23 protein-coding genes and 1 pseudogene are annotated in these 22,039 nt (G+C 70.0%); 15 read left to right on the forward strand and 9 right to left on the reverse strand.

Going from position 1 to position 22,039, the window contains the following annotated elements:
- The first annotated feature begins 4 nt into the window (after positions 1 to 4).
- Both OHN19_RS32600 and OHN19_RS32605 read left to right on the forward strand, forming a co-directional pair.
- Complete coding sequence (locus OHN19_RS32600) at positions 5 to 1,474, forward strand: NCS1 family nucleobase:cation symporter-1 (protein ID WP_330267628.1); 1,470 nt, start codon at positions 5 to 7, stop codon at positions 1,472 to 1,474.
- A gap of 5 nt (positions 1,475 to 1,479) precedes the next feature.
- The gene (locus tag OHN19_RS32605; RefSeq protein ID WP_330267629.1) at positions 1,480 to 2,202 is read left to right on the forward strand and encodes an aspartate/glutamate racemase family protein; all 723 of its coding nucleotides are present in this window, start codon (positions 1,480 to 1,482) and stop codon (positions 2,200 to 2,202) included.
- A 3-nt stretch (positions 2,203 to 2,205) separates the two neighbouring features.
- Here the strand turns inward: OHN19_RS32605 and OHN19_RS32610 are convergent, their stop codons facing one another.
- The 3 genes from OHN19_RS32610 to OHN19_RS32620 are packed head-to-tail and all read right to left on the reverse strand — an operon-like array spanning position 2,206 to position 3,727.
- Entirely contained in the window at positions 2,206 to 2,655 is a 450-nt protein-coding gene (locus tag OHN19_RS32610; RefSeq protein WP_330267630.1) for a GNAT family N-acetyltransferase, read from the reverse strand.
- The gene (locus OHN19_RS32615) at positions 2,652 to 3,071 is read right to left on the reverse strand and encodes a RidA family protein (RefSeq protein WP_330267631.1); all 420 of its coding nucleotides are present in this window, start codon (positions 3,069 to 3,071) and stop codon (positions 2,652 to 2,654) included. Before OHN19_RS32615 ends, OHN19_RS32610 begins: the two co-directional genes overlap by 4 nt.
- The gene (locus OHN19_RS32620) at positions 3,068 to 3,727 is read right to left on the reverse strand and encodes a hypothetical protein (RefSeq protein ID WP_330267632.1); all 660 of its coding nucleotides are present in this window, start codon (positions 3,725 to 3,727) and stop codon (positions 3,068 to 3,070) included. Before OHN19_RS32620 ends, OHN19_RS32615 begins: the two co-directional genes overlap by 4 nt.
- 90 nt (positions 3,728 to 3,817) lie before the next feature.
- Between OHN19_RS32620 and OHN19_RS32625 the strand changes: the two genes are divergently transcribed.
- Positions 3,818 to 4,579, forward strand: a complete 762-nt coding sequence (locus OHN19_RS32625; protein ID WP_330269765.1) for a nucleotidyltransferase domain-containing protein — start codon at positions 3,818 to 3,820, stop codon at positions 4,577 to 4,579.
- A 198-nt stretch (positions 4,580 to 4,777) separates the two neighbouring features.
- Complete coding sequence (locus tag OHN19_RS32630; RefSeq protein ID WP_330267633.1) at positions 4,778 to 6,808, forward strand: FUSC family protein; 2,031 nt, start codon at positions 4,778 to 4,780, stop codon at positions 6,806 to 6,808.
- Positions 6,809 to 6,827: 19 nt separating this feature from the next.
- On the opposite strand, the gene OHN19_RS32635 is transcribed toward OHN19_RS32630, so the two are convergent.
- Positions 6,828 to 7,808, reverse strand: coding sequence for an endonuclease/exonuclease/phosphatase family protein (locus OHN19_RS32635; RefSeq protein ID WP_330267634.1), 981 nt, complete (start codon positions 7,806 to 7,808; stop codon positions 6,828 to 6,830).
- Between the two features lie 136 nt (positions 7,809 to 7,944).
- Here OHN19_RS32635 and OHN19_RS32640 point away from each other — a divergent pair, with 136 nt between their 5' ends.
- The 4 genes from OHN19_RS32640 (at position 7,945) to OHN19_RS32655 (ending at position 11,898) form a co-directional block, all read left to right on the forward strand.
- Complete coding sequence (locus OHN19_RS32640) at positions 7,945 to 9,297, forward strand: amidohydrolase (RefSeq protein ID WP_330267635.1); 1,353 nt, start codon at positions 7,945 to 7,947, stop codon at positions 9,295 to 9,297.
- Positions 9,298 to 9,499: 202 nt separating this feature from the next.
- Positions 9,500 to 10,669: a cytochrome P450 gene (locus tag OHN19_RS32645; protein ID WP_330267636.1), complete on the forward strand. Its 1,170-nt coding sequence runs from the start codon at positions 9,500 to 9,502 to the stop codon at positions 10,667 to 10,669.
- 165 nt (positions 10,670 to 10,834) lie between these two features.
- Positions 10,835 to 11,542, forward strand: coding sequence for a DUF899 domain-containing protein (locus OHN19_RS32650; protein ID WP_330267637.1), 708 nt, complete (start codon positions 10,835 to 10,837; stop codon positions 11,540 to 11,542).
- Positions 11,543 to 11,715: 173 nt separating this feature from the next.
- Positions 11,716 to 11,898: a hypothetical protein gene (locus OHN19_RS32655; protein ID WP_123764903.1), complete on the forward strand. Its 183-nt coding sequence runs from the start codon at positions 11,716 to 11,718 to the stop codon at positions 11,896 to 11,898.
- 22 nt (positions 11,899 to 11,920) lie between these two features.
- Here the strand turns inward: OHN19_RS32655 and OHN19_RS32660 are convergent, their stop codons facing one another.
- Together OHN19_RS32660 and OHN19_RS32665 are read right to left on the reverse strand one after the other, a co-directional pair.
- The gene (locus OHN19_RS32660) at positions 11,921 to 12,823 is read right to left on the reverse strand and encodes an ABC transporter ATP-binding protein (protein ID WP_330267638.1); all 903 of its coding nucleotides are present in this window, start codon (positions 12,821 to 12,823) and stop codon (positions 11,921 to 11,923) included.
- Positions 12,824 to 12,848: 25 nt separating this feature from the next.
- Positions 12,849 to 13,394, reverse strand: coding sequence for a GNAT family N-acetyltransferase (locus OHN19_RS32665; protein ID WP_330267639.1), 546 nt, complete (start codon positions 13,392 to 13,394; stop codon positions 12,849 to 12,851).
- A 160-nt stretch (positions 13,395 to 13,554) separates the two neighbouring features.
- Between OHN19_RS32665 and OHN19_RS32670 the strand changes: the two genes are divergently transcribed.
- The 5 genes from OHN19_RS32670 to OHN19_RS32690 all read left to right on the forward strand — a co-directional run bounded on the left by OHN19_RS32670 (position 13,555) and on the right by OHN19_RS32690 (position 18,622).
- Positions 13,555 to 13,869 (forward strand): hypothetical protein, encoded by a 315-nt coding sequence (locus OHN19_RS32670; protein ID WP_330267640.1) that lies wholly within the window; start codon positions 13,555 to 13,557, stop codon positions 13,867 to 13,869.
- A gap of 74 nt (positions 13,870 to 13,943) precedes the next feature.
- Positions 13,944 to 14,678: a hypothetical protein gene (locus OHN19_RS32675; protein ID WP_330267641.1), complete on the forward strand. Its 735-nt coding sequence runs from the start codon at positions 13,944 to 13,946 to the stop codon at positions 14,676 to 14,678.
- Positions 14,671 to 15,396, forward strand: coding sequence for a hypothetical protein (locus OHN19_RS32680; protein WP_330267642.1), 726 nt, complete (start codon positions 14,671 to 14,673; stop codon positions 15,394 to 15,396). Before OHN19_RS32675 ends, OHN19_RS32680 begins: the two co-directional genes overlap by 8 nt.
- Complete coding sequence (locus OHN19_RS32685; protein WP_330267643.1) at positions 15,393 to 17,285, forward strand: carbamoyltransferase C-terminal domain-containing protein; 1,893 nt, start codon at positions 15,393 to 15,395, stop codon at positions 17,283 to 17,285. The genes OHN19_RS32680 and OHN19_RS32685 overlap by 4 nt, the downstream gene beginning before the upstream one ends.
- Before the next feature lie 32 nt (positions 17,286 to 17,317).
- Entirely contained in the window at positions 17,318 to 18,622 is a 1,305-nt protein-coding gene (locus OHN19_RS32690) for an MFS transporter (protein WP_330267644.1), read from the forward strand.
- 124 nt (positions 18,623 to 18,746) lie between these two features.
- Here the strand turns inward: OHN19_RS32690 and OHN19_RS32695 are convergent.
- From OHN19_RS32695 to OHN19_RS32705, 3 genes and pseudogenes are all read right to left on the reverse strand, one after another.
- Positions 18,747 to 19,170 (reverse strand): annotated as a pseudogene (locus OHN19_RS32695) (ABC transporter ATP-binding protein); the annotation flags it as partial.
- A gap of 294 nt (positions 19,171 to 19,464) precedes the next feature.
- Complete coding sequence (locus tag OHN19_RS32700; protein WP_330267645.1) at positions 19,465 to 19,911, reverse strand: hypothetical protein; 447 nt, start codon at positions 19,909 to 19,911, stop codon at positions 19,465 to 19,467.
- Positions 19,902 to 20,591 (reverse strand): ATP-binding protein, encoded by a 690-nt coding sequence (locus tag OHN19_RS32705; RefSeq protein WP_381301474.1) that lies wholly within the window; start codon positions 20,589 to 20,591, stop codon positions 19,902 to 19,904. The genes OHN19_RS32700 and OHN19_RS32705 overlap by 10 nt, the downstream gene beginning before the upstream one ends.
- A gap of 265 nt (positions 20,592 to 20,856) precedes the next feature.
- Here OHN19_RS32705 and OHN19_RS32710 point away from each other — a divergent pair, with 265 nt between their 5' ends.
- Positions 20,857 to 21,717 (forward strand): helix-turn-helix transcriptional regulator, encoded by an 861-nt coding sequence (locus tag OHN19_RS32710; RefSeq protein ID WP_330267647.1) that lies wholly within the window; start codon positions 20,857 to 20,859, stop codon positions 21,715 to 21,717.
- Positions 21,718 to 21,972 carry a DUF397 domain-containing protein gene (locus tag OHN19_RS32715; protein WP_330267648.1) on the forward strand — a complete coding sequence of 85 codons (255 nt, stop codon included), beginning with the start codon at positions 21,718 to 21,720 and terminating at the stop codon, positions 21,970 to 21,972. It abuts the gene before it with no gap.
- Positions 21,973 to 22,039 lie beyond the last annotated feature (67 nt).

Genomic DNA, 22,039 nt, shown 5'->3' on the forward strand with positions numbered 1-22,039 from the left:
CCCTGTGTCCCTCGCCGACCGTGCCGAAGTCACCGGCACACCAGCGTTCGTCCCCGATCCCCGGCTCACCAACGAAGACCTGGCGCCCGCGGGCAAGCGGAACTGGAAGGTCTTCGACCTCTTCGCCATGTGGATGTCCGACGTCCACAACCTCGGCAACTACACCTTCGCGGCCGGTCTGCTGGTCCTCGGCATGAACGTCTGGCAGGTCTTCACCTCCCTGCTCGTCGGCTTCGTGCTCATCTACGTCGGCATGAACTGGATGGGGAAGATCGGCCAGCGCCACGGCGTCCCGTTCCCCGTGGTCAGCCGCATCAGTTTCGGTGTGTGGGGCGCCAACATCCCGGCCCTCATCCGGGCCGTGATCGCCATCATGTGGTACGGCATCCAGACCTACCTCGCCTCCGTCGCCGTCAACGTGATGCTGCTGGCCGCCTGGCCGGGCCTGGAGTCCTGGACGCACAGCTCCTTCCTCGGCCTCGACGCGCTCGGCTGGGTCTCCTTCCTCTCCCTCTGGCTCATCCAGGCGCTGATCATCAGCCAGGGCATGGAGTCGGTCCGGAAGTTCCAGGACTTCTGCGGCCCGGCGATCTGGCTGGTCATGATCGCCCTCGCGGTGTGGGTGCTGTCCAAGGCCGGCTGGAGCATCTCGCTCACCACCACCCCGCACCCGGTCCCGGTCGGCGAGCAGTGGCGGCAGTGGTTCGGCGCGATCGGCCTGATCCTCGCCACCTACGGCACCCTGATGCTCAACTTCTGCGACTTCAGCCGCTTCGCGCCGGACTACAAGACCGTCCGCCGCGGCAACTTCTGGGGCCTGCCCATCAACTCCACGGCCTTCGTGGTCGTCTCGGTGATCGTCACCGCGGGCTCCCTCGAAGTCTGGGGCCAGGCCATCACCGACCCGGCCGAACTGGTCGCCAAGGTCGGCAACACCTGGGTGATGGTCCTGGGCGCGCTCACCTTCGCCGTCGCCACCATGGGCGTCAACATCGTCGCCAACTTCGTCTCCCCGGCGTACGACCTCGCCAACGTCTGGCCGCAGAAGATCACCTTCAAGATCGGCGGCATGATCAGCACGGTCGCCGCCCTGGTCGTGACCCCCTGGAACCTCTTCTCCAACCCGACCGTCGTCAACTACTTCCTCGGCGGCCTCGGAGCCTTCCTCGGCCCGCTGTTCGGCGTGATCATGCTCGACTATTACTGGGTCAAGAAGGGCCGCGTCGACGTCGACGAGCTCTTCAAGGCCGAGCCCGGCTCCCGCTACTACTACCGCAAGGGCGTCAACCCCAAGGCCCTGTGGGCGTTCCTGCCCGCGGCGGGCGTCGCGGGAGTCCTCGCCCTGGTGAAGACCTTCAGCGACGTGGCCCCCTACTCCTGGTTCATCGGTACGGCCCTGGCGGCCGGCCTGTACGCGCTGCTGACCCGGAGCGAGCGAGCCGCTCGTGGGGTCCCCGAGGCCGTGGAGGTCTGAGAGACGTGCGGATCGTCGTCACCAACTGCAACACCACGCAGGAGATGACCGAGGAGATCGTACGAGGTGCCCGGGCCGCCGCAGGCCCGGGCACCACCGTGCTCGGGCTCACCCCCGCGTGGGGTCCCGAGTCCGCGGAGGGCTGGCTCGACAGCTACCTCTCCGCGGCGGCGGTCATCGACCTGCTGCGCACGTACGAGGGTCCTTCCTACGACGCCGTCGTCATGGCCGGCTTCGGTGAGCACGGACGGGAGGGCGTCCGGGAGTTGGTGGACGTACCGGTCGTCGACATCACCGAGGCCGCCGCCCATCTGGCCTGTCTGCTCGGCCGCCGCTACGGCGTGGTGACGACGCTGGAGCGCTCCTGCGGGCAGATCGAGGACAGCCTGGAGCTGGCGGGGGTGGGGCGCAACTGCGCCGCCGTCGTCGGGACGGGACTCGGCGTGCTCGACCTGGGCGACACCGACCGCACGGAGGCGGCGTTCCTGGCGGCCGCCGAGCGGGTGCGGGAGGCGGGCGCGGAGGTCCTGGTGCTGGGATGCGCGGGCATGACCGGGTTGCAGCGGACGGTGGGGGAGAAGCTGGGCCTTCCCGTCGTCGACGGGGTGGGGGCGGCCGTGAAGCTGGCGGAGTCCCTGGTGGGCCTGGGGCTCAGCACCAGCCGTGCCGGAAGCTACGCGCGGCCGGTCCCGAAACGACGCGTGTGGGGACCGCCGGCCGCGCGGTGACGTTCAGGGGCGCCAGACGTACCGTACGTCCGGCTCCCGTTCCTCGTTGCCGGTGCCGTCGGTGCGTTCGGTCTCTACGAAGCCGTGACGTTCGTAGAAGCGGTGGGCGGGCTTGTTGACCTGGAAGGTCCACAGGCTCAGGCCCTTTGGACTGCGCTCCTTGGCGAGCGCGACGAACCGGTCGCCGATACCGCGTCCCCGCCAGTCGGGGTCGAGATACAGCTGGGACAGCAGGTCCTCGGCGAGGACCATGAGCCCCACGACCCGTCCCTCCGCCACGGCCACCCAGGTCTCGCGCGCCGGCACCACGACATCCCGTATGTACGCGCGCACCTCGTCGTCGGACCGGGGCCGTACGACCGTGGGGAGCGCCGCGGTGAAGGAGCGCAGATAGACGTCGGCCGTGGCGTCGGCGTCGGCGGCGGTGGCCCGGCGGATGACGACCCCGCTCACCGCGCTGCCCCATCCGGTTCCGGCACGACCGCCGTGGCCGTGATCTCCACCAGCTGGCCGGTGTACCCGAGACAGGCGACCCCGATCAGTGTCGAGGAGTGCGGGCCGCTGCTCAGACCGGACGCCTCGACCACCTCCCACACGGTGGACAGCACCGCGGGCTCGCTGCTCACGACGTGCACGTCGGTCGCCAGCACATGCTCCAAGTCGCTGCCCACGGCGTGCAGTTGCTCTCTCAGGTTCGCGATCACCTGCTCGGCCTGCCGCGCGGGATCCCCCTCACCGACGAGATTCCCCTCGGCGTCCAGCGGAACGGACCCGGCGAGGAAAGCGAGCTTCGTGCCGGCCTCGACGACGGAGGCGTGCGAGTAGGTCGGCGGCGGGAAGAGCGCCGGTGCGGTGACGCGCTGGATCACGTGGGCTCCTGGGGGCGGACGAAGGGCAACTTTCCGATCATCGGGGGCGGGGGACCGGACCGCACCTGATTTTCCGGGCCCGACCGGTCGGCGCACTCCTGGGCGAGGTCCGGGTACGCCTGGGCGATGGCCGCGTAGACCCTGCGCCGCAGCAGCTGTTCCGCGAGCGCGCGTCCGGTGCGGCCGGACAGCCCGTCGAGGATGTCGTCGTAGCGGGCCAGCCGATGGCAGAGACAGGCGACCTTCCAGTGGGCGAGCGGCAACTCCGGTGATCCGCCCTGACGTTCACGGTGCTCGACGGCCAGGGCCGCCAGCTCCTCGGGGGCGAGCACGGGCACCTCGATCGGTTCCGCCGCGATCCGCGCGAGCACCTCCCGCCGCCTGCGCAGCACCGCCTCCCGCACCGCGCCGGACCGCCGGACGGCCACCGCCGAGACGGCCTTGAACTCCTCGCTCCGCTCGACTGCCTCGACCCGCTCGACGCTGTAGAGACGGGTCGGCGGGGCCGTGCGGAAGTACGGGTTGGCCCGCCGCAGATCGGGCTCGCCGAGCAGCCGGCGGACCATCCCGGCGGTCCAGCCGCGGGCCCGCAGGCCGGCAGCGGAGAGATACGTGCCCCGCCCCCGAGTGTCCTGATCCTGCTCGCCTGTCGTCATCACTGATCCCCCGTCGCCGTGACACTGAGTGACGACTTCATTGATAACGCGTGGCACTGACAACGGGCCTTCTCGTAGCCTGCGCCCGTGATCCCCACACGCTCCGACGCCGACTTCCTCGACACCACCGCGGACCGTCTCGCCGCCCTGCCCGCCGTCCGGGCCGTGGCCCTCGGCGGCTCCCGGGCCCAGGGCACCGCGCGGCCCGACAGCGACTGGGACCTGGCCGTCTACTACCGGGGCGCGTTCGACCCGGCCGCACTTCGCGCCGTCGGCTGGGAGGGCGAAGTGTCCGACATCGGCGGCTGGGGCGGCGGGGTGTTCAACGGGGGCGCCTGGCTGACGATCGACGGGCGCCGGGTCGACGTGCACTACCGGGACCTCGACGTGGTGGAGCGCGAACTGGCCGAGGCGGCGGAGGGCCGGTTCCGGGTGGAGCCGTTGCTCTTTCATCTCGCGGGGATTCCCACCTACCTGATCGTGGCCGAACTCGCCGTCAACCAGGTCCTGCGGGGCGAGCTCCCCCGCCCGGCGGCCTACCCGGAGAAGCTCCGCTCCGCCGCCGCCACCCGCTGGCGCGACACCGCCCACCTGACCCTCGCCTACACCGAGGCCAACCACGCCCCGGCGGGTCGCCTCACCGAGACCGCGGGCGCCCTCGCCACGGCCGCCGTCCAGATGGGCCACTCCGTGCTGGCCGCGCGGGGGGAGTGGGTGACGAACGAGAAGCGGCTGCTGGAACGGGCCGGGCTGCGCGAGGCCGATCGGATCATCGGGGCGTTGTCGGCGTCGACCGGGTCGGCCGTGCGCGCGGTCACGGAGACACGGGAGCTGTTCGACCGGGTGGGTTGAGGGGTCGTAGAGCCCCCGTCGGCTCGCTTTCCGGGGTTGCGTTCATAAAGAACGTGGCTTTTGCATGCATCGTCACACGCGGGTAACACAAGCGTCCCGGAGTCTCCAGGAACGCGATCTAACGTGGAGACACCGTTCCCCGCCCGGCCACCGTCGCCCGAAGGCACACCCCCGCCTCGTTCAGACGACAGGAGCCCCGTGTCACTCGTCCTACCGCCCTGGCTCGCCCATGCCCTGCGTGCTCAGCGGGGGCCGATCCCCTGGAGCGCCGTGGTGCGGGGAGGCCTGTCCGCGGGGCCCCTTCTGCTGGCCGGCGTGCTCGCCGACCGCACCTCGCTCGGTGTGGTCGCCGCCATCGCCGCCATGCTGGCCGGGGTCAACGACCGGCCCGGGAGCCGGCGGGCGTCCGTGCCGCGGATCGGGGCGCCGGCGTTCGCGGGGGCGATCGGGATGGCCCTCGGGACGTACGCGGGGGAGTACCTGGGGGCCGTCGCCCTCACCGCCGTGCTCACCCTCGTCGGGCTGGTCGCCGGCGGTGTCAGTGCCGTCGGACCCGTCGCCTCCGGAAGCGGTACGCAGCTGCTCGTCGGGGCGGCGATCGGCGCGGGCATGCCGCTGCCCGAGGAAGGCTGGCTGCGGGCCCTCGCCTACCTCGCCGGAGCCTGCTGGCTGCTCGCCCTGCGGCTCGTGCTGCCCACCCCCGGCGCCCTCGCCGGTGACTTCCGGTTCGACGGCGAGCGGGAGGCCGTCGCCGAGGTGTACGACGCCGTCGCCGCCCTCCTCGACGCCGTCGGCACCGAGCGCGCCACCGACCGGCGCGTCGCGCTCACCGCCGCCCTCGACCACGCGCAGGACGCCCTCACCGGCCCCCGGCTGCGGCGGTACGCCAGCTCCTCCACCGAGCGGCGACTGCACGCGCAGTACGCCGCCGCGCTGCCCCTCGCCGAGGCCGCCACCGCGCTCGCCTGGGCCGGGGAGGCGGTGCCGGGGCGGGCCTCCGCCGGGCCCAGACGGCTCGCCGTGGCCGTACGGGAGAACACCCACACCGGGCCGCTGCCCGCGCCCACCCGGTCGGCTCCCGCGCTGCGGGCGCTCGACGACGCGCTGCTGCGGGCCGCCGAGGCCTTCGACCGGGGGCGGGGCGGTGATCTGCACACGCGCCGGCTCACCGTCCGGGGCGTGCTGCGGTCCGCCCTCGGGGCCGGCGGCCGGGAGTACGGACTGCGGGTCGCCCTCTGCTTCGGGGCCGGCGCCGCCGTCGCGCAGGCGCTGCACCACTCCCACTGGTACGGGGAGCACGCGCACTGGTACTGGCTGCCCGCCACCACCGTCTTCCTCGTCAAGCCCGACCTCGGACCGCTCGTCTCCAGGGTCCTGTGCCGGGCCGCCGGAACCGTCCTCGGGGCGCTGGTCTTCGCCGGGTTCGCGCTCGTGCTGCCGCGGCCCGAGGGGCTCGTCGCGCTCGTCGCCGTCAGCGGGGCGCTCATCCCCGTGGCCACCCGGCACTTCGCCGCGCAGACCGCCGTCGTCACGGTCCTCGTCCTCGCGCTCGTCATGGTCGGCGGCGAGCCGCAGGCCTCCGCCAGCCGGATCACCGAGACCCTGCTCGCCTGCGCGATCGTGCTGATCGTGGGCCATCTGCCGATGCCGGGGCAGCGGGGCGGGGGAGTGCGAGCCCGGATGACCGCGGCGGGCGGAGCGGCGGAGGCGTACCTCGCGCATGTCCTGCGGGAGGCGGCGACGCCTGGAGTTGCCGCGCGGGAAGCCGAGCGGCCCGCTCTGCGGGAGGCCGGACGGTCTGACGCGGACGAGCCGGAGGTCGTGGGGCCCGTTGCGCGGGAGGCCGAGCGGTCCGTTCTGCGGGACACTGCCTGGCCCGCCGTACGGCAGAGCGTGCCGGGCGGCCCCGCCGAGGACACCCGGGCCCTGCGCTGGACCCTCCGTCGCGAGGCCTACCGGGCGCTCGCCGAGGCCCGTACCGCCATCGCCCTCGCCGCCGCCGAACTCCCCCCGCTCGCCCGGCACTCCGAGGGCGCCGACGAGATCGTCGCCGTGCTCGAACGGATCGTCGACACGACCACCGCGTGCGCCGTGCACCTCGACGACTCCGGGCGGCTCGCCCCCGAACAGGTCCGACGGCTCGGCGAACTCCTCGACGAACTCCGGCGACTCGATGAGGGCCACCGGCGGGTGGGGGTCCGGCTGCCCGAAGTCCCCCTCGCCGGTTAGGAGTCGGACCGGGCCGGAGTCACACCCGGACCCACACCGGCGCGTGGTCCGAGCCGGGCGTCCCCACCCGTTTCCTCGGGTCCTCGTCCACCGAGGGCAGTTCGAGGGCGTCGTCCCGGTGCTCGGGCAGTCCCGTCCCCGCCTCCGCGATGCGCCTGGCCAGACGGTGACTCACCAGGACGTGGTCGATCAGTTCGGCGCGTCCGAAGCTGACGCGGGAGAAGCGGCGCTCCTCGGGTATGCGCGGGGCGATGTCCCACAGCCGGAACGGATCGCCCAGGTCGGACTTGGCGAACGCGCGCGGCTTGTCGAGCTCGGAGCCGGGCGGGCCGAGCAGGATCTGGGTGGTGGCGGCGTTCACCACGTCGTTCATGTCGCCGAGGACGATCACGTCCCGTTCCGTCCCGGCGCCTTCGAGCAGGAAGTCCGCGACCGCGCGCAGGGTCGTCGCCTCGGCCGCCCGCCGGTAGAGGGCGTAGGCGCCGTAGCGGGCCCGTTCGGCCTCGTCGTGCGGCTGGAAGCGGCTCCTGTCCCCGGTGCCCGGGTACGACAGCAGCTTCGACTTCAGATGGGCGACGGCCACGTGGAACACCCCGTCCGCGGTGTCGGTCTCCACCGCGAGGAAGCCCCGGCTGGTCTCCCGGTCGTGCGCGTCCGGCTCGGCGCCGTCGTCGCCCTGCACGGGGCGCAGCAGCTCCGCGAACACATGGGTGTCCCGCCGTATCCGCAGCGGGGTGCGGCTGAGGAAGCCGACCCGGATGCCCCTGCGGTCGGCGTGCCGGGAGAGCGCGGTGTGCCACTGTCCGCCGGCGGCCTTGGCCAGATCGGCGAGCGTCTCCTCCTGCCTGACCTCCTGCACCCCGAGCAGCGCCGGGTCGAGCGCGGTGATCACGGAGGCCAGGGCCTCCACCTTCGCCTCGTACTCGGCCTCTGTCCTGGGCGCGCCGTCGCCGCTGCGCGGCAGCATCAGATTCTCTAGATTCCAGGTGCCGACGAGCATGCCGGACCCCTTCCGGAAGGCGTACGACGGGCGGTGGTGAGGCCAGCGTGCCCGCGCCCGCGCCGCCGCGACAGAGCGGCGACGGGATGCGCGGTTGACCCACTGCGAGGGCACGACCGCGTCGTACGGTGCCTGTATGACGCCTTCTCCCGCAGGTCTCATCATCACCCGGTGCACGGTGCTCACGCACGACGATCAAGAGCGGGTCGGGTTCGCGCCGGACGCCGCGATCGTCGTACGGGACGGGGTGATCGAGTCGGTGACCAGCAGCGCGCGGGCCGAGGAACTGCCCGCCGTGGAGCGCATCGACGCGCGCGGGCAGATCGCCCTTCCCGGGCTCGTCAACTGCCACACCCACGCGCCCATGGTCGCCCTGCGCGGGGTGGCGGAGGACCTGCCGACCGAGGAGTGGTTCAACGACGTCGTCTGGCCGATCGAGTCCAACCTCACCGCGAAGGACGTGGAGTTGGGGGCTCGGCTGGCCTGCGCCGAGATGATCCGGGGCGGGGTCACCTGCTTCGCCGACCACTACTTCTCGATGGACGCGGTCGCAGCGGTCGTCGACGAGTGCGGGATGCGGGCGCATCTCGGGGAGGCCTACTTCTCCTCGCAGGGCCCCCAAGGGCGCGAGAAGTCATTGGAGTTCGCGCTACGGCACCGAGGCGGCGCCGGTGGCCGCATCACCACCACGCTCGCCCCGCACGCCCCCTACACCGTCGACGAGGCCGACCTCGCCGCGACCGCCGCACTCGCCCACGAGCACGGGCTCCCCGTCCATCTCCACGCCGCCGAGAACCGCGACCAGGCCGAGACGAGCCTCGCCCGGCACGGCGTCACCCCCGTCCAGGTGCTGCACCGCACCGGGATCCTCGACACGGACGTCCTGATCGCCCACGGCTCCGGGATCCTCGACCGCGACCTGCCCCTCCTCTCAATGGCCGCTGGGCGTACGGCCGTTGCGACCGCCCCGCGCGGCTACCTCAAGTTCGCCTGGCCCACCACCACGCCCGTGCGCGCCCTGCGCGACATCGGCATCCCCGTCGGACTCGCCACGGACGGCGCCGCCTCCAACAACTCCCTCGACGTGTGGGAGTCGATGGCGCTCACCGCGCTCATCCAGAAGTCGACGACCGGAGACCCGCGCTGGCTGACGGCTCGTCAGGCCCTGCACCACGCAAGCCTCCAGAGCGCCCGTGCGGTCGGACTCGGCGACGTCGTCGGCAGCATCGCGCCCGGCCGCCGGGCCGACATCATCTTGGTCGACCTCACCGGCCCGCACACCCAGCCCGTCCACGACCTCGCCGCCACCCTGGTCCACAGCGCCCGCTCCTCCGACGTCCGCACCACGATCGTCGACGGCCGCGTCCTGATGCGGGACCGCCGACTGCTGACCATCGATGTGGCCGCCGTCGTGGAGGAGTTGGGGGAGCGGATGCCGGCGTTGCTGGACCGGAGCCATGGCGGGCGGATCCAGGAGTACGACACCTGAGATCCGTGACCGGGTGGTGCGGACGGGGAGGTGGCGGGGCAACCCGCTGGCCGGCTAACTCGCCGACCGGACGACTCGCAAGCCGGTCAACTCGTAGGCCGGTCATCTCGTTGAGGGCCGGTCATCTCGTCGGCCGGTCAACTCCCCCAGGAAGCAACCGAGTCGGGCGGTCCGTGATCGGGCCGGCACTAGGCTGGCGCTCATGGATCCCGCCGACGGCCTCCTCGACCACCCCTACGACGTCTACCGGCGCCTGCGTGACACCGCGCCCGTGCACCGGATCGCCGGGCCCGACGGGACGCCCGCCTGGATCGTGACGCGGTACGAGGACGTGCGGGCCGCTCTCGCCGATCCGCGGCTGTCGCTGGACAAGCGGCACGCCACGGCGGGGACCTACAAGGGGTTCGCGCTGCCGCCCGCCCTCGACGCCAACCTGCTGAACATGGACCCGCCGGACCACACGAGGATCCGGCGACTGGTGGGACGGGCCTTCACCCCGCGCCGCATCGAAGGACTCCGGACCCCGATCCGCCGCACCGCCGACCGCCTCCTCGACGCACTCGGCGACCACGGGACCACCGACCTCATCGCCTCCTACGCCGCGCCCCTCCCGATCACTGTCATCTGCGACCTGCTCGGCGTCCCGGACGAGCACCGCATGGACTTCCGGGTGTGGACCGACACCCTCGTCGCCCCCGACCCCGCGGCGGGACCCGGGGCCGCGAAGGAAGCGGTCGTGGCGATGCTCGGGTACTTCACGAGGCTCCTCGCCGACAAGCGCCGGGCCCCCGCCGACGACCTGCTCTCCGACCTGATCGCCGTGCGCGACGAGGGCGACCGGCTCAGCGAGGACGAGCTGATGTCGCTGGCCTTCCTCATCCTGTTCGCCGGGTACGAGAACACCGTGCAGCTGATCGGCAACGCGGTGCTGGCCCTCTTCCAGCACCCCGAACAGCTCGCCGCCCTGCGCCGGGACCCCGCACGACTCCCCGCGGCCGTCGAGGAGTTCCTCCGCTACGAGGGTCCCGCCCTGCTCGCCATCCGGCGCTTCCCCGTCGAGGACGTCACCATCGGCGGGGTCACCGTCTCCGCGGGGGAGACGGTCTGGGTCTCCCCGTCCGCCGCCAACCGCGACCCCGCCCGCTTCCCCGACCCCGACCGCCTCGACCTCACCCGCGACGCCTCCGGCCACCTTTCCCTCGGCCACGGCATCCACTACTGCCTGGGCGCCCCGCTGGCCCGCGCCGAGACCGAGATCGCCCTCACCGCACTCCTGGAACGCTTCCCGGACCTCACCCTCACCGACCCCGCACCCCGGTGGCGCACCTCCCTGCGCGCCCGCGGCCTGCTCGCGCTGCCGGTGTCGTACTGAAGGAAGCACCCCTTGAAGGGGACACCTCCTGAAGGGGACACCTCCTGACGGGGACACCTCCGGAAGGAAATCTCCCGCCCCAGCGGAAATCTCCCGCGACAGCGATGAGTTCCGTCCCTCCCTCCGGTCACCCCTCCGAACGGACCGTTGCACAGGAGGGACCCCATGGCGCTTCCGGAGATCGCCTCGCGGGAGGAATGGCGCGCTGCCCGCGCGGAGTTGCTGGTCAGGGAGAAGGCGGCCACGCGCGCGAGGGACGCGCTCAACGCCGAGCGGCGCCGGCTGCCCATGGTCGAGATCGAGGAGGAGTACGTCTTCGAGGGCGGTGACGGCAAGGCCACCCTGCTCGACCTCTTCGAGGAACGCGGCCAACTCGTCGTCTACCACTTCATGTTCGCGCCCGAGTGGGACGCCGGGTGCCGCAGCTGCTCCGCGTTCCTGGACCAGGTCGGTCACCTGGCCCACCTGAAGGCACGGGGGACGACGTTCGCGGCCGTGTCGAGAGCGCCGTACACGAAGATCCTGCCGTTCAAGGCGCGGATGGGCTGGACCGTGCCCTGGTACTCGTCGTACGGCGGCGGCTTCAACCACGATTTCGAGGTCACCCTGGAGACCGACGGGGCCGACGGGGCCGACGGGGAGCAGGTCGAGCGGCCCGGGATCAGCTGCTTCCTCAGGGACGGGGACCGGGTCTTCCACACCTACTCGACCTACGAGCGCGGCCGCGACGGGCTCGGTTCGACCACCAGCTTCCTCGACCTCACCGCGCTGGGCCGGCAGGAGCCGTGGGAGGAACCTAAGGGGCGCGCGTCCGCTCTCGGGGCGCCCGCCGGGTCCGTGCGCATCAGGTATCACGACGAGTACGACTTCTGACACGGAAGGTAGCGAAAGTGACCGTTGAGTAACCGAACTCTCACGCTTCGCGCTGAACGCGTGTCAACTACGTCTCAGTACGGCAACTCAACGAGGCGATCGGGCTCCGGAAGGCGTTAACTCCTACAAGCGCTCCTACAGGTGAGTGCAACGCTTTCTGGAGGTGCAGGGTGGTGAACGGGCGAACAGTGCTCGAACGCTTTCCCGCCGGCGGACCGCGAGGATCGTGGCCCGCGGAGGAGTTCGCGCAGGCGAGGCGTCTCGAGGGGATGCCGGCGGAGGTCGTCATGGACCTTGCGTCCGACATGTTCCTGGTGATCGTCCGCAGTGGAGAGGCGGCCGACGCCGTCGCATGAGCGTCGTCGCCGTCGCATGAGGTCAGCCCGCCTCCTCGGCGGGCACCTTTGCCGTGAACTGCTCGGCCTGGAGCGAGTACAGCTCCGCGTAGACACCGCCGGAGGCCAGAAGCTCGTCGGGCGTGCCCGACTCCACGAGCCGGCCCTGCGCCAGCACGTGCACCAGATCCGCGTGGCGTACGGATGCCAGCCGGTGGGTGATCAGGACGACCGTCTGCCCGGTGCCGGCCAGGGCGCGCGTCCTCTCGAAGACCTCCAGCTCGGCCCGTGCGTCCAGCGCGGCCGTCGGCTCGTCCACGATCAGGATGTGCCCGCTGCGGTAGGCGGCCCGGGCGATCCCGAGCCGCTGCCACTGGCCGCCGGACAGCTCGTGCCCGCCGCTGAAGTTGCGGGCCAGCAGGGTGTCCAGGCCGCGCGGCAGGTCCTCGAGCACCTCCCCGGCCCCGGCCTCCGCGACCGCGCCGGACACCCGCTCGTCGGTGAGCGGCACCGAGGAGCGGCCCACCGCCACGTTGACGCGGGCGGTGAACAACCACCGTTTGAAGTCCTGGGCGACCATCGTGACCCGCTCGGCGAGCAGCTGCCGGTCCGCCCGCGCCGCGTCGACGTCGGCCCACAGGATCCGGCCCCGGTCGGGGGCGTACAGGCCCGCCAGCGGATCGTGGCAGACGCTGTGTCCCCCCGGCCAAAGGAGATTGCACCGTTCGGGGGGCAGGGACGAGGCGGCGTGGCCGCGGTCCTTGGTCATGGGCATGCTCCGGTGGTGCGGTACCCACGCCCTCTTCGGCGGCCTCAGCCCGACCGGGAAGGCGCAGGCCGCCGACCTCATCGGCCCGCTCGCCGACGCGGAGGTCAGCTGGTGGGACGCGTGGCTGCTGCAGATCGGCGGTGACATGCGTCGCGACCACGTGGCACTGCGCCGCATCGAGGCACGATCACCGAATTATGTATCAGAGGGACGGTCGCGGGCCGAAGTCGGCCCACAGCTCCTCGGAATCGTGCACCTCACCGGTTGGCTCCATGCCCAGGGCTCTCGCGATCCCGGCCGATGCCCGGTGCTCGGGATGTACATGGGCCACGAACCCGGAGACTCCCTGGGTGCGCAGCCAGAGCGCCATGGTGGAGGCCCCTTCCTTGCCGTAGCCGTCACCCTGGAAGTCGTGGCCGATGACCCACGCGAGCTCTGCTTCGACGCGGTCGGGGCGGGACTGGTAGAGCGTCGCCTGCACCGTACCGACCAACCTGCCGTCGGCCCGCTTTCGTAGCATCCAATTCAGCCAACCGTGCCGACCGTCGGGTGAGTGGCCGACGGTCTGTCGCTGGTACCGCTGCTCCAGTTCTTCACGGGTGGGCGGAGTGCCTCCAATCCACTTGTGCAAACGAACGTCATTAAGAATTTCCGCAGCTTCTTGCGCATGTGTGATCCTTAATGGTTCCAGTTGCAAACGCGGACCTTGGAGTGGGGTGGCCATCGGCCAGGGATTTGTCGCGGACATGGAGCGATCCTAACCCCGGATGACCAGTAGGCCTCTCCGGCCACATTCGAAGCAGTTCCCTCAAAGGCCCCCTGTGGGAACGGACTTACCCCTGTTAGCTTGATTGATCGTTGCACCGAGCACCGAAAATGGGCACATTGCCCGAGACGGAGGCATACGGATGGCGAACGAAACGGAAATCACCACCTCGAACCCCGACCTTGCGCTCGACATCGAATTGGATGCGGCGGCGCTGGAAGCCGCGCTCCCGACGCTGACCGAAAAGCTCGGCCTTTTGTCCGCGGATCTCTCAGCGGACGAGCGTGCCGTGCTCAGTTCCATCGTGACCTCGGCCGCCCTGCACCTGGAGGAACTGCAGAAGGTCGACGCGGAGGGCTTGTACATCTTCGCGAAGCCGATCTCGGCGGCCGCCACTCCGGAGATCCGGATGGGTCTGATCGGCCTTCCCGGAGAGCTGGGGTTCGTCGAAGAGTAAGTGCTCGTCGGTCGACGAGTGACTACTCGTAAGCACTGTCAGTAAGTACCGGAGAAAGGTCAGGGGATCAGCATATGGCGTCTGCGGAGGAAGCTTCGGCATTGGTGCAGCGGTTGTCTCAGCTGTCGACGGATCTGACCGCCGCAGAACGGGAGAACCTGAAATTTCTCCTGAGCATGGCCGCGGGCGGTGTGCTCAGCGGCCATGCTCAAAAAATATCGGAAGGCTTACGGGAGAGCGCCCTCGGAACCGCGCAGCATTCACTGCCGAAGCTCCTCGCCGGGGCGCGGGAGAAATTTCCGACCGGCATAGTGTTCTACGGCCGGGGCCCCTTCCTGTCCGATGAGGACCTCGCCGCACTGGACCAGGAATCGCGGGGCTGTCGTCCCCGCGCCGAACGATTCCTCGACCATTACGTGGTCTCCGGCGCCCCCGTGGCCAGGGAGATCTCACTTTCCCCGACGATCCAGGAATTCCTCATGGAGAACGTCGGGTCCATCACCCCGACGCGCAGGGCGAATTACCTGTACTACGACGAGCCCGGACTCGGTATCGATCCGCACGTCGACAAGGACGAGTTCTCGCTGAACATCCTCACCATGCTCGAGCACCGGGCGAGCAACCAGGGACGGTCCGAACTCATCCTCCATCCACCGGACCAGGAGGCGGTGCACCTCCATCTGAAGGCGGGGGAGTCCTTGGTCTTCTTCGCGGACAGTGTCACGCACCAGCGCACCAGGACCGTGGCAGACGAGGAGATCCGCCTGGTGTCCTTCGGCTATCGCACCCTTGGGGGAACGCATGAGTGACATGTCGACCATGGGCCGACGCCTTGCCGGACTGCACAACGGGCTCTCGCCAGCCGAGCAGGCGAACCTGAAGCTGATCCTCGGGCTTTCGGCCGGACGCCTGGTGGCCGCGAGCGGGTCCGAGGCGGCGCCGGGCCGCGAAGCGGTGACCGACGCGCTGGAGATCCTCTGCCCCTACGACGTAGAGGACCCGCGCGGGGTGCAGTACAGGGGACGCCCCGACTTCCTCACAGATGAGCTGCTGACGGCTCTGATCGAGGAGTCCACAGTGGTCGGGAAGACGGCGGTGCCGTTCGACGAGCACTACCTCGGCACCGGTGGCCCTCTCGCCAACCGCGTGGCGACGAGTCGGGAACTGGCCGACCTGGTGGCCTCGGTCGTACCCAAGGCGGAGTCGACCGGTGTGGCGAGCTATCTATTCTATCGTGACGCAGGCCAAGGCATCATCCCGCACATCGACACCGACATCTTCTCCCTCAATGTGCTGATGATGCTCGCGCACGAGATCCCCGCGGGGACACCGGAGCCGTCAGCGCTGCACATGCACTACGCCGACGGCAGTAAGGAGCGGTTCCAACTGGAACCGGGCGAGGTCGTCATCTTTCTGGCTGGTACGCAGGCGCACAGCCGTACGCCCATCCGGCAGGACGAGCGGGTCTCCATCCTCACGTTCGGCTTCATGCCCGAGGGCGCTCCGTTGGAGAACTACAAGCGATGACCGTCGCTCTCGGAATTCACTGCGGACATGAGTCCTCCTGTGCTGTCGTCCAAAACGGTGTTCTGCTGGCCGCGATTCAGCAGGAGCGGATCAGCCGACGCAAATACGACGGCCAGGAGGCGCTGTCCAACAGGCTCCCCATCCGGGAGACGCTGGCCGCGGCCGGCCTGACCCTCGATGACGTCGACGTGATCGTCAGCTCCTTCCAGGCCGCGGGCCCTTCGGGAGTCGGCCTGCAACGGCCCCTGGTCTCGACCTCGTTCGACATCTTCGACCCGTTCGACGAACGGCACCGTGTAGTCTCCCATCACCTGGCGCACGCAGCCTCGGCCCTGTATCCGTCAGGGTTCTCGGAAGCGACGGTGCTCGTCTCGGACAGCGCGGGCACCTCGTCACGCGACGGGGCGGACTTCTATATCCCGTTCGGAGAGTTCTACCGCACCTACTACAGCGACGCGTCGACCTCGAAGATCTTTACCGAGATGCGCTCGATGTACGCGTTTCGCCAAGGGCAGTTCGAACTGCTGGAGCGGGCCTTCAGCGAACCGCACAACCAACCCGACGTATTCGTGCAGAGCGAGGCCAGCCTGTACGACAACGTCGCCAGGTTCCTGTTCCGCAAGGAGCACACGCACGGCCAATTGATGGCGCTGGCCGCGCTCCCCTTCGACGCACCCGCGCGGCTGACCGCCGACGACATCGTGACCAAGGGCCCCCGACCGCGGTTGCGCAACGGATGGCAGCTCCTGGAGGCAACCACCGACATCACGAAGAGCGCCGACATCGCGCACGCGACGCAGGAGGCGTTCAACCGGCTCGTAGTGAGCCATGCCGCGCAGGCCGTCGAACTCAGCGGCATTCCGGACCTGTGCTGCGCGGGCGGAATCTTCCTGAACCTCTCGGGGAACACTGCCATCAGCGCTCTGCCGCAGGTGCGGGCCCTGTACGTGCCGTCCTGTCCGCACGATGCGGGAATCTCCGTCGGAGCCGCCTATCTCGGTTGGGCACGCACCTTGTCGAACCTGCCAGCAGGTTCGACGAAGGTCACCTCCGATTTCCTGGGGCGCGCCGCCGAACCGATCACGCCTGAGGAAGCGGCGGCCCAGAACTACGCCGTCTCCGCTGTTTCCGCAACAGCAGATCTGAGTCGGCAGGCTGCGCACGTACTGCTGGACGGGGCGGTCCTGGTTCGGTATGCCGGACGAGCGGAGTTCGGTCCGCGGGCACTCGGGAACAGGTCGATCCTGTGCCACCCGGTTGCCTGCCACGACGCCAAGTCCAAACTGAACGGGATCAAGAAGCGGCAGCCTTGGCGTCCGGTTGCCCCGATGGTACGCATCGAGGACCTGGACACGTACTTCATCGGCCCCGGCGAAGCGCCGTTCATGAACTACGACTTCACGGTGCGCGAGCAATACCGTGCGGTGCTGAAGGAGATCGTGCACGACGACGGGTCGGCGCGAGCGCAGACGGTGACGGCGGACGACAATCCCGTCATCCACGAGATCCTCACGCACATCGCGGAGTCGGGGCAGATTCCGATCCTGATCAACACCTCTCTCAATGGGCCGGCCCAGCCGATCATCGAGTCCGCGCAGGATGCGCTGGCCTTCTCCAGGCACCCGGACATCGGCTTCCTGCTCACCGAGGGTGGCCTGTTCGCTTCTCCTGTGCCAAGGAAGATCCCCGTCCGGCGAGCGGACGCTACGGTGATGGCCGTTTTCGGGGCGGCGGAGAACGCACAGTACGTGCTGAGCAGTGGGAACACCACGGTCCCGGTGGGCCGAGACCTGTTCGTAGCCCTGCTGGAGCAGGAATCCGTACTGACCGACAGCACGGCCGCTGATGTCGTCGAGTGCCTGCGTGCCGGCGTACTGACCGAAGCCTGAGCGAACACCCGAGAACGGATGACTGAGAACGGATGACGACCACCACCGAACCACAGGGGAAGAGCGACTCGCTGGCGATGTCGCTGCCAGTGGCCAACTTCCTCTCGTTCTTCGCCATCGCCGCTGTCGAGTTCTCGGTGCCGTTCGTCGCCGTAGACGCCCTCGGCGCCAACGCGACGATCGTCGCACTGCTCGGCATCTGCCGCTTCGCCCCTCAAGTGCTGCTCGCCGGCCCGGCAGCCCGCCTTGTCGAACGATTCGACCAGCGTGCCGTAATGATCGGTTCTGAGCTGCTGCGAGTGGCGGCCTTCGCACTCGCGGCGATCGGCCTCGCTTTCGCACCCGGCGTGGCGCTCGGCGTCTTCTGTCTGGCGAACATTTCGTTGGCCTGCGGCTCCATCCTGACCGCGGTCTCGACGCAGGTGCTGATACCGAAGGTCTTCCCCGACGCAGCCTTGCCGAAGATCTACTCGCGCCTTGGTATGGCCGAGTCGTCGGCCGACGCGGCAGCGCCCTTCGTGACCGGTCTCGGCCTCGCGGCCTTCGGTATGGCGCCCACGTTCGGATCGGCCGCGGCGTTGGCTTTGGGCGCGTGCGGCCTGTTGGCTCGAATCCCGCGAGTGCGGGTGGGGCCCGGTGCGGCGTCTGGCCAGGAGAATGGGGGACCGGACGCGACGGATACCGGCGAAGAGGACAGGGTTGCTCCCGCCAAGAAGAACACGCTGCGCGGCGGACTGGCTGTCAACTTCCGCACACCGGCGCTCCGCACCGTCACCATCTGGTCCCTGTCGTACAACTTCGGGCAGTGCGTCATCGAGGCCGTCCTGCTGATCGCGTTGCTCGATACGACGCCGCTCACGGCGGCGACGTTCGGTGTCATTCGCAGCTGCTCGGTGCTGTTCGCCGTCCTCGGTTCCTACGTCGCCGAACGGCTCCCGAGGTCGCTGCGCACCGGATGGGGGACCTCGCTGTTCGGGTGCGGGGCGGTAGGCGCCTACACGGTGATCGGTCTGGGAGCGTATGTAGGTGACACCAACGGGTTGCTGCTGGTGCTGGCAGGCTTCGTCATCGACGAGTTCTGCTCGGGTGTCGTCATGGTTCGGGTCCAGACGTTCCGTGCCCGGGCCATCACCGACTTGGAACGGCCCATGGCTACCGCCTCCTACCGCGCCGCGAACCTCACAGCGGTGCCTGCCGGGCTGGCCGTCGGCGGGATCGCGGGCGTCGTCATGAGTTCAGCCACCCTGATGCTGACCATCGGGCTGCTCATGGTCGTACCAGCACTCCTGATCTGGTCCCGGGCGGTGCGGGAATCCGAACCTGCCACGGCCGTCTGACCCCGCGCCGGTTCCCGGTCGCCGGTCGGCACCGATTGGAAGCCTTCACCTGGTTCGGCATTCTCGTGGCCCACCGTGTACCAGGAGGAAAACGACTCGAGGATCAAGCAGCGACTTCCGGATGTAGCTTGTGGAAGGCGTGGTCCTCGATCGCGGCCAGCTCCACGGTCGCCGCCCGCTCCAGGTACCGCTCGGTCGCCACCGCTCCACCTTGGGCTCCAGCCGCCCGGTGGCGTACGTCGACGTGGCCCGCAGGAGCGCCCCGACCAGCATCACCGCCGCCATGGTGACCAGCGCGGGCACGGCCCCGCGCAGCCGGTCCTCCAGCGGGCCCCCGTCGATCAGCCGGCCCAGCACACTGTTGACGGCGAGCAGACTCACGGCCTGCGTCAGTCCCCGGCCCACCTCGGCGGCCAGCACGGTCCGCGCGGCCCACCGGTCGGCCTGCCAGGCGAGCCGGAGACTGGCCGACAACACGCCGGCAACCGGACGACCATGGACCGGAACCCCAGCTCCAGGAACGCGTCGGAGTGCGAGTTCCACCCCATGTCGTACCGCAGCGGCCCCCCGAAGAGCAGCTGCTCGGACTCGGAGACACCGGGTTGCCCGGAGCCGCGCCGTTTTCCCACCACAGACCTCCCCCGATCGTGGACGGGGCAACTATGGCGGCGCGGGCGGGGCTGGGGCAGGGCGCAGAAGGTCAAGGAGTGAACACGCGGGGCGCACACCCACCTTCAGGGGCGCAGGACGGTGCCAATCCGCGGCTCCGCCGCGCGGGCGCGACCAGCCCCCACTCAGCCGCACCCGAAAGCCGGCCCGACCGACGGAGCCGACCCGCAGATCTAACCCGCGGAGCTGACCGGCCGGGACCAGTTCGGTGTCGTCCCCGTCAACCGGCACAGGGCCAGGTACAGCGGTATCGGCGGCGTGTAGGGCAAGGTCCCCTCCGGCCGACGCACGAGGGACGGCACCACCGGGGCGTCCGGAACAACCGCCCCGGTGGCGTACTGAGCGGGCGCGGGCCATTCGAGCGCGTAGTCGGAGTCGGCGGGAACGAGCCACCACCAGTGCGTGTCATCGGCGTACACACACCCGACCCGCGGCAGCCGGGGCACCAGCTGCTGCCCCAGCGGCGCCGGCATCCCCACCGCGTCGCAGCCCAGCGGCACGGTCATCCCCTGCGGCACCGGAAGCCGGAACGGCGTCCCGGGCGCCCGCAGCCCGCGTCCGAGGCGGACCAGTGAGTCCAGGGTCAACACCTGGCCGCCGGAGCCGCCGCTCACGCCCATGCGCCCGGGCCCCCTGACCCGTGACCGCGCGCTTCGCCGTCGGGCCGGGCTCTGTGGTGCTCCTCGGCCTCGTCCCCCTCGCCCGACCCCCCGGAGGGAACCGGCTTCGGGCGGGCGCCCCAGCCCAGGTCGTTGCGCGGGCCGGTGTCCTCGCGGGGCTCGTCCGCCTTGCGCGGCAGCTCCGCCCAGACCAGCAGACCGGGGCCGTGCTCATGGGCGCCCCAGGCGTGACAGAGGGAGTCGACCAGGAGCAGTCCCCTCCCGTGCTCCTCTTCGCCACGCTGCGGGGACGGGTGGGGTTCACCCGGCGCACAGCCCTCGTCGCGTACGGCTATCCGGACCAGGTCGTCGTTGTCGTGCAGCTCGCAGACCACACGGCTGCTCGCGGTGTGCACGATGGCGTTGGTGACCAGTTCGGAGACCACCAGGGCCGCCGAGTCGCAGGTGTCCTCGCAGACCGACCAGTGGGTCAGCCTGGCCCTCGTCAGGCGTCTGGCCTGCGCGGGAGAACCCGGATGCGCGGCCAGCTCGAAACGGAACCGGCGCCGGGCGGCAGCCCTGTCGGGCCCCACTCTCCCGGCGGCACCGAGACCCTGGGGGCGGCCTTCGGCAGCGTCTGTTCCTAAGGGCGGGGACGGAATCACGCTTGCCACTATCGCCCCGTCGTGAACACTTGGCAAGTGTCACTCTGAAAAATGCAGAGTGCTGTGTGACGCGGTGAGAGGCCGTGGCACACTGCTCGCAACAGCATCTTGAGCGGCGCCAGTTGGGATCACCGGAGATCCGTACGCGGTCGGCATTCGTACCGATGGTTGTATGCGTACAGATTTTCGATTTAGGTCTTCGAATGGCGCCGCTGGGCTGTCAGCATGCAGGTGGCGCGACTTCGGTCGACGGCACCCCGACTTCGGTCGACTTCAATACGGGACTTCGTGGAGGTGGAGCGTGAGCGAACCGCGGTCCGCGCCGACGGTCGGCCAGGTCGTCCTCGGCCGGCGCCTGCTGGACCTGCGGGAACGCGCCGGACTCAAGCGCGAGGAGGCGGCCCGTATCCTCCGCGTGGCGCCCGCCACCGTCCGCCGGATGGAGATGGCCGAGGTCGCCCTCAAGATCCCCTACCTCCAGCTGCTGCTGAAGGCCTACGGCGTCGGCGACCAGGAGGCCGAGGACTTCGTCCAGCTCGCCGAGGACGCCAACCGCCCCGGCTGGTGGCAGCGCTTCCACGACGTGCTGCCCGGCTGGTTCTCGATGCACGTCAGCCTGGAGGGCGCGGCCGCCCTCATCCGCGAGTACGAACCGCACTTCGTGCCCGGCCTGCTCCAGACCGAGGACTACGCGCGTGGCGTGCTGCGCTCCGGGGCCATCGGCCAGACCAGCCCCGAGGACATCGAGCGCCATGTCGCCCTGCGCATGGAACGTCAAGGACTGCTCACCCGTCAGGACGCACCCAGGCTGTGGGTCGTCATGGACGAGACCGTGCTGCGCCGCCCCGTCGGCGGCCCGGAGGTGATGCGTGCCCAGATCGACAAACTGCTCGAGGCAACGAAGCTGCCCAACGTGACACTCCAGGTCGCCCCGTTCGCCAACGGGCCGCACCCGGGGACGTACGGGCCCTTCGTGCTCTTCCGATTCGCCGTGCCCGAACTTCCGGACATGGTCTACAGCGAGTACCTGACCGGCGCGATCTATCTGGACGCGCGCGTCGAGGTGGCGACCCATCTCGAGGTCATGGACCGCATGGCGGCGCAGGCCGCTACAGCACATCGCACGAAGGAGATCCTCCGGGACCTCCGCAAGGAGTTGTGAATGAACCGCATCAAGCCGCGCAAACCCGTCTACAACGGCATGCCTGCCCGGGAGCTGGGGAGCGAAGGCTGGCACAAGCCGTGGAGCGGCGGCAACGGCGGCAACTGCCTGGAGGCGATGAAGCTCGCCGACGGCCGGATCGCCGTCCGCCAGTCCACCGATCCGGACGGACCGGCGCTGATCTACACCACCGACGAGATGACCGCGTTCATCGAGGGCGCGAAGGCGGGGGTGGCCGACTTCCTTCTCTCCTGACCGTCTGCTCAATTGATCGGTAAGCATTTCATGGTTGAGATCGACACCACCGAGCCCCACCTCGCGC

Origin of the sequence: Streptomyces griseorubiginosus, assembly GCF_036345115.1 — a bacterium.
GTDB lineage: Bacteria > Actinomycetota > Actinomycetes > Streptomycetales > Streptomycetaceae > Streptomyces > Streptomyces griseorubiginosus_C.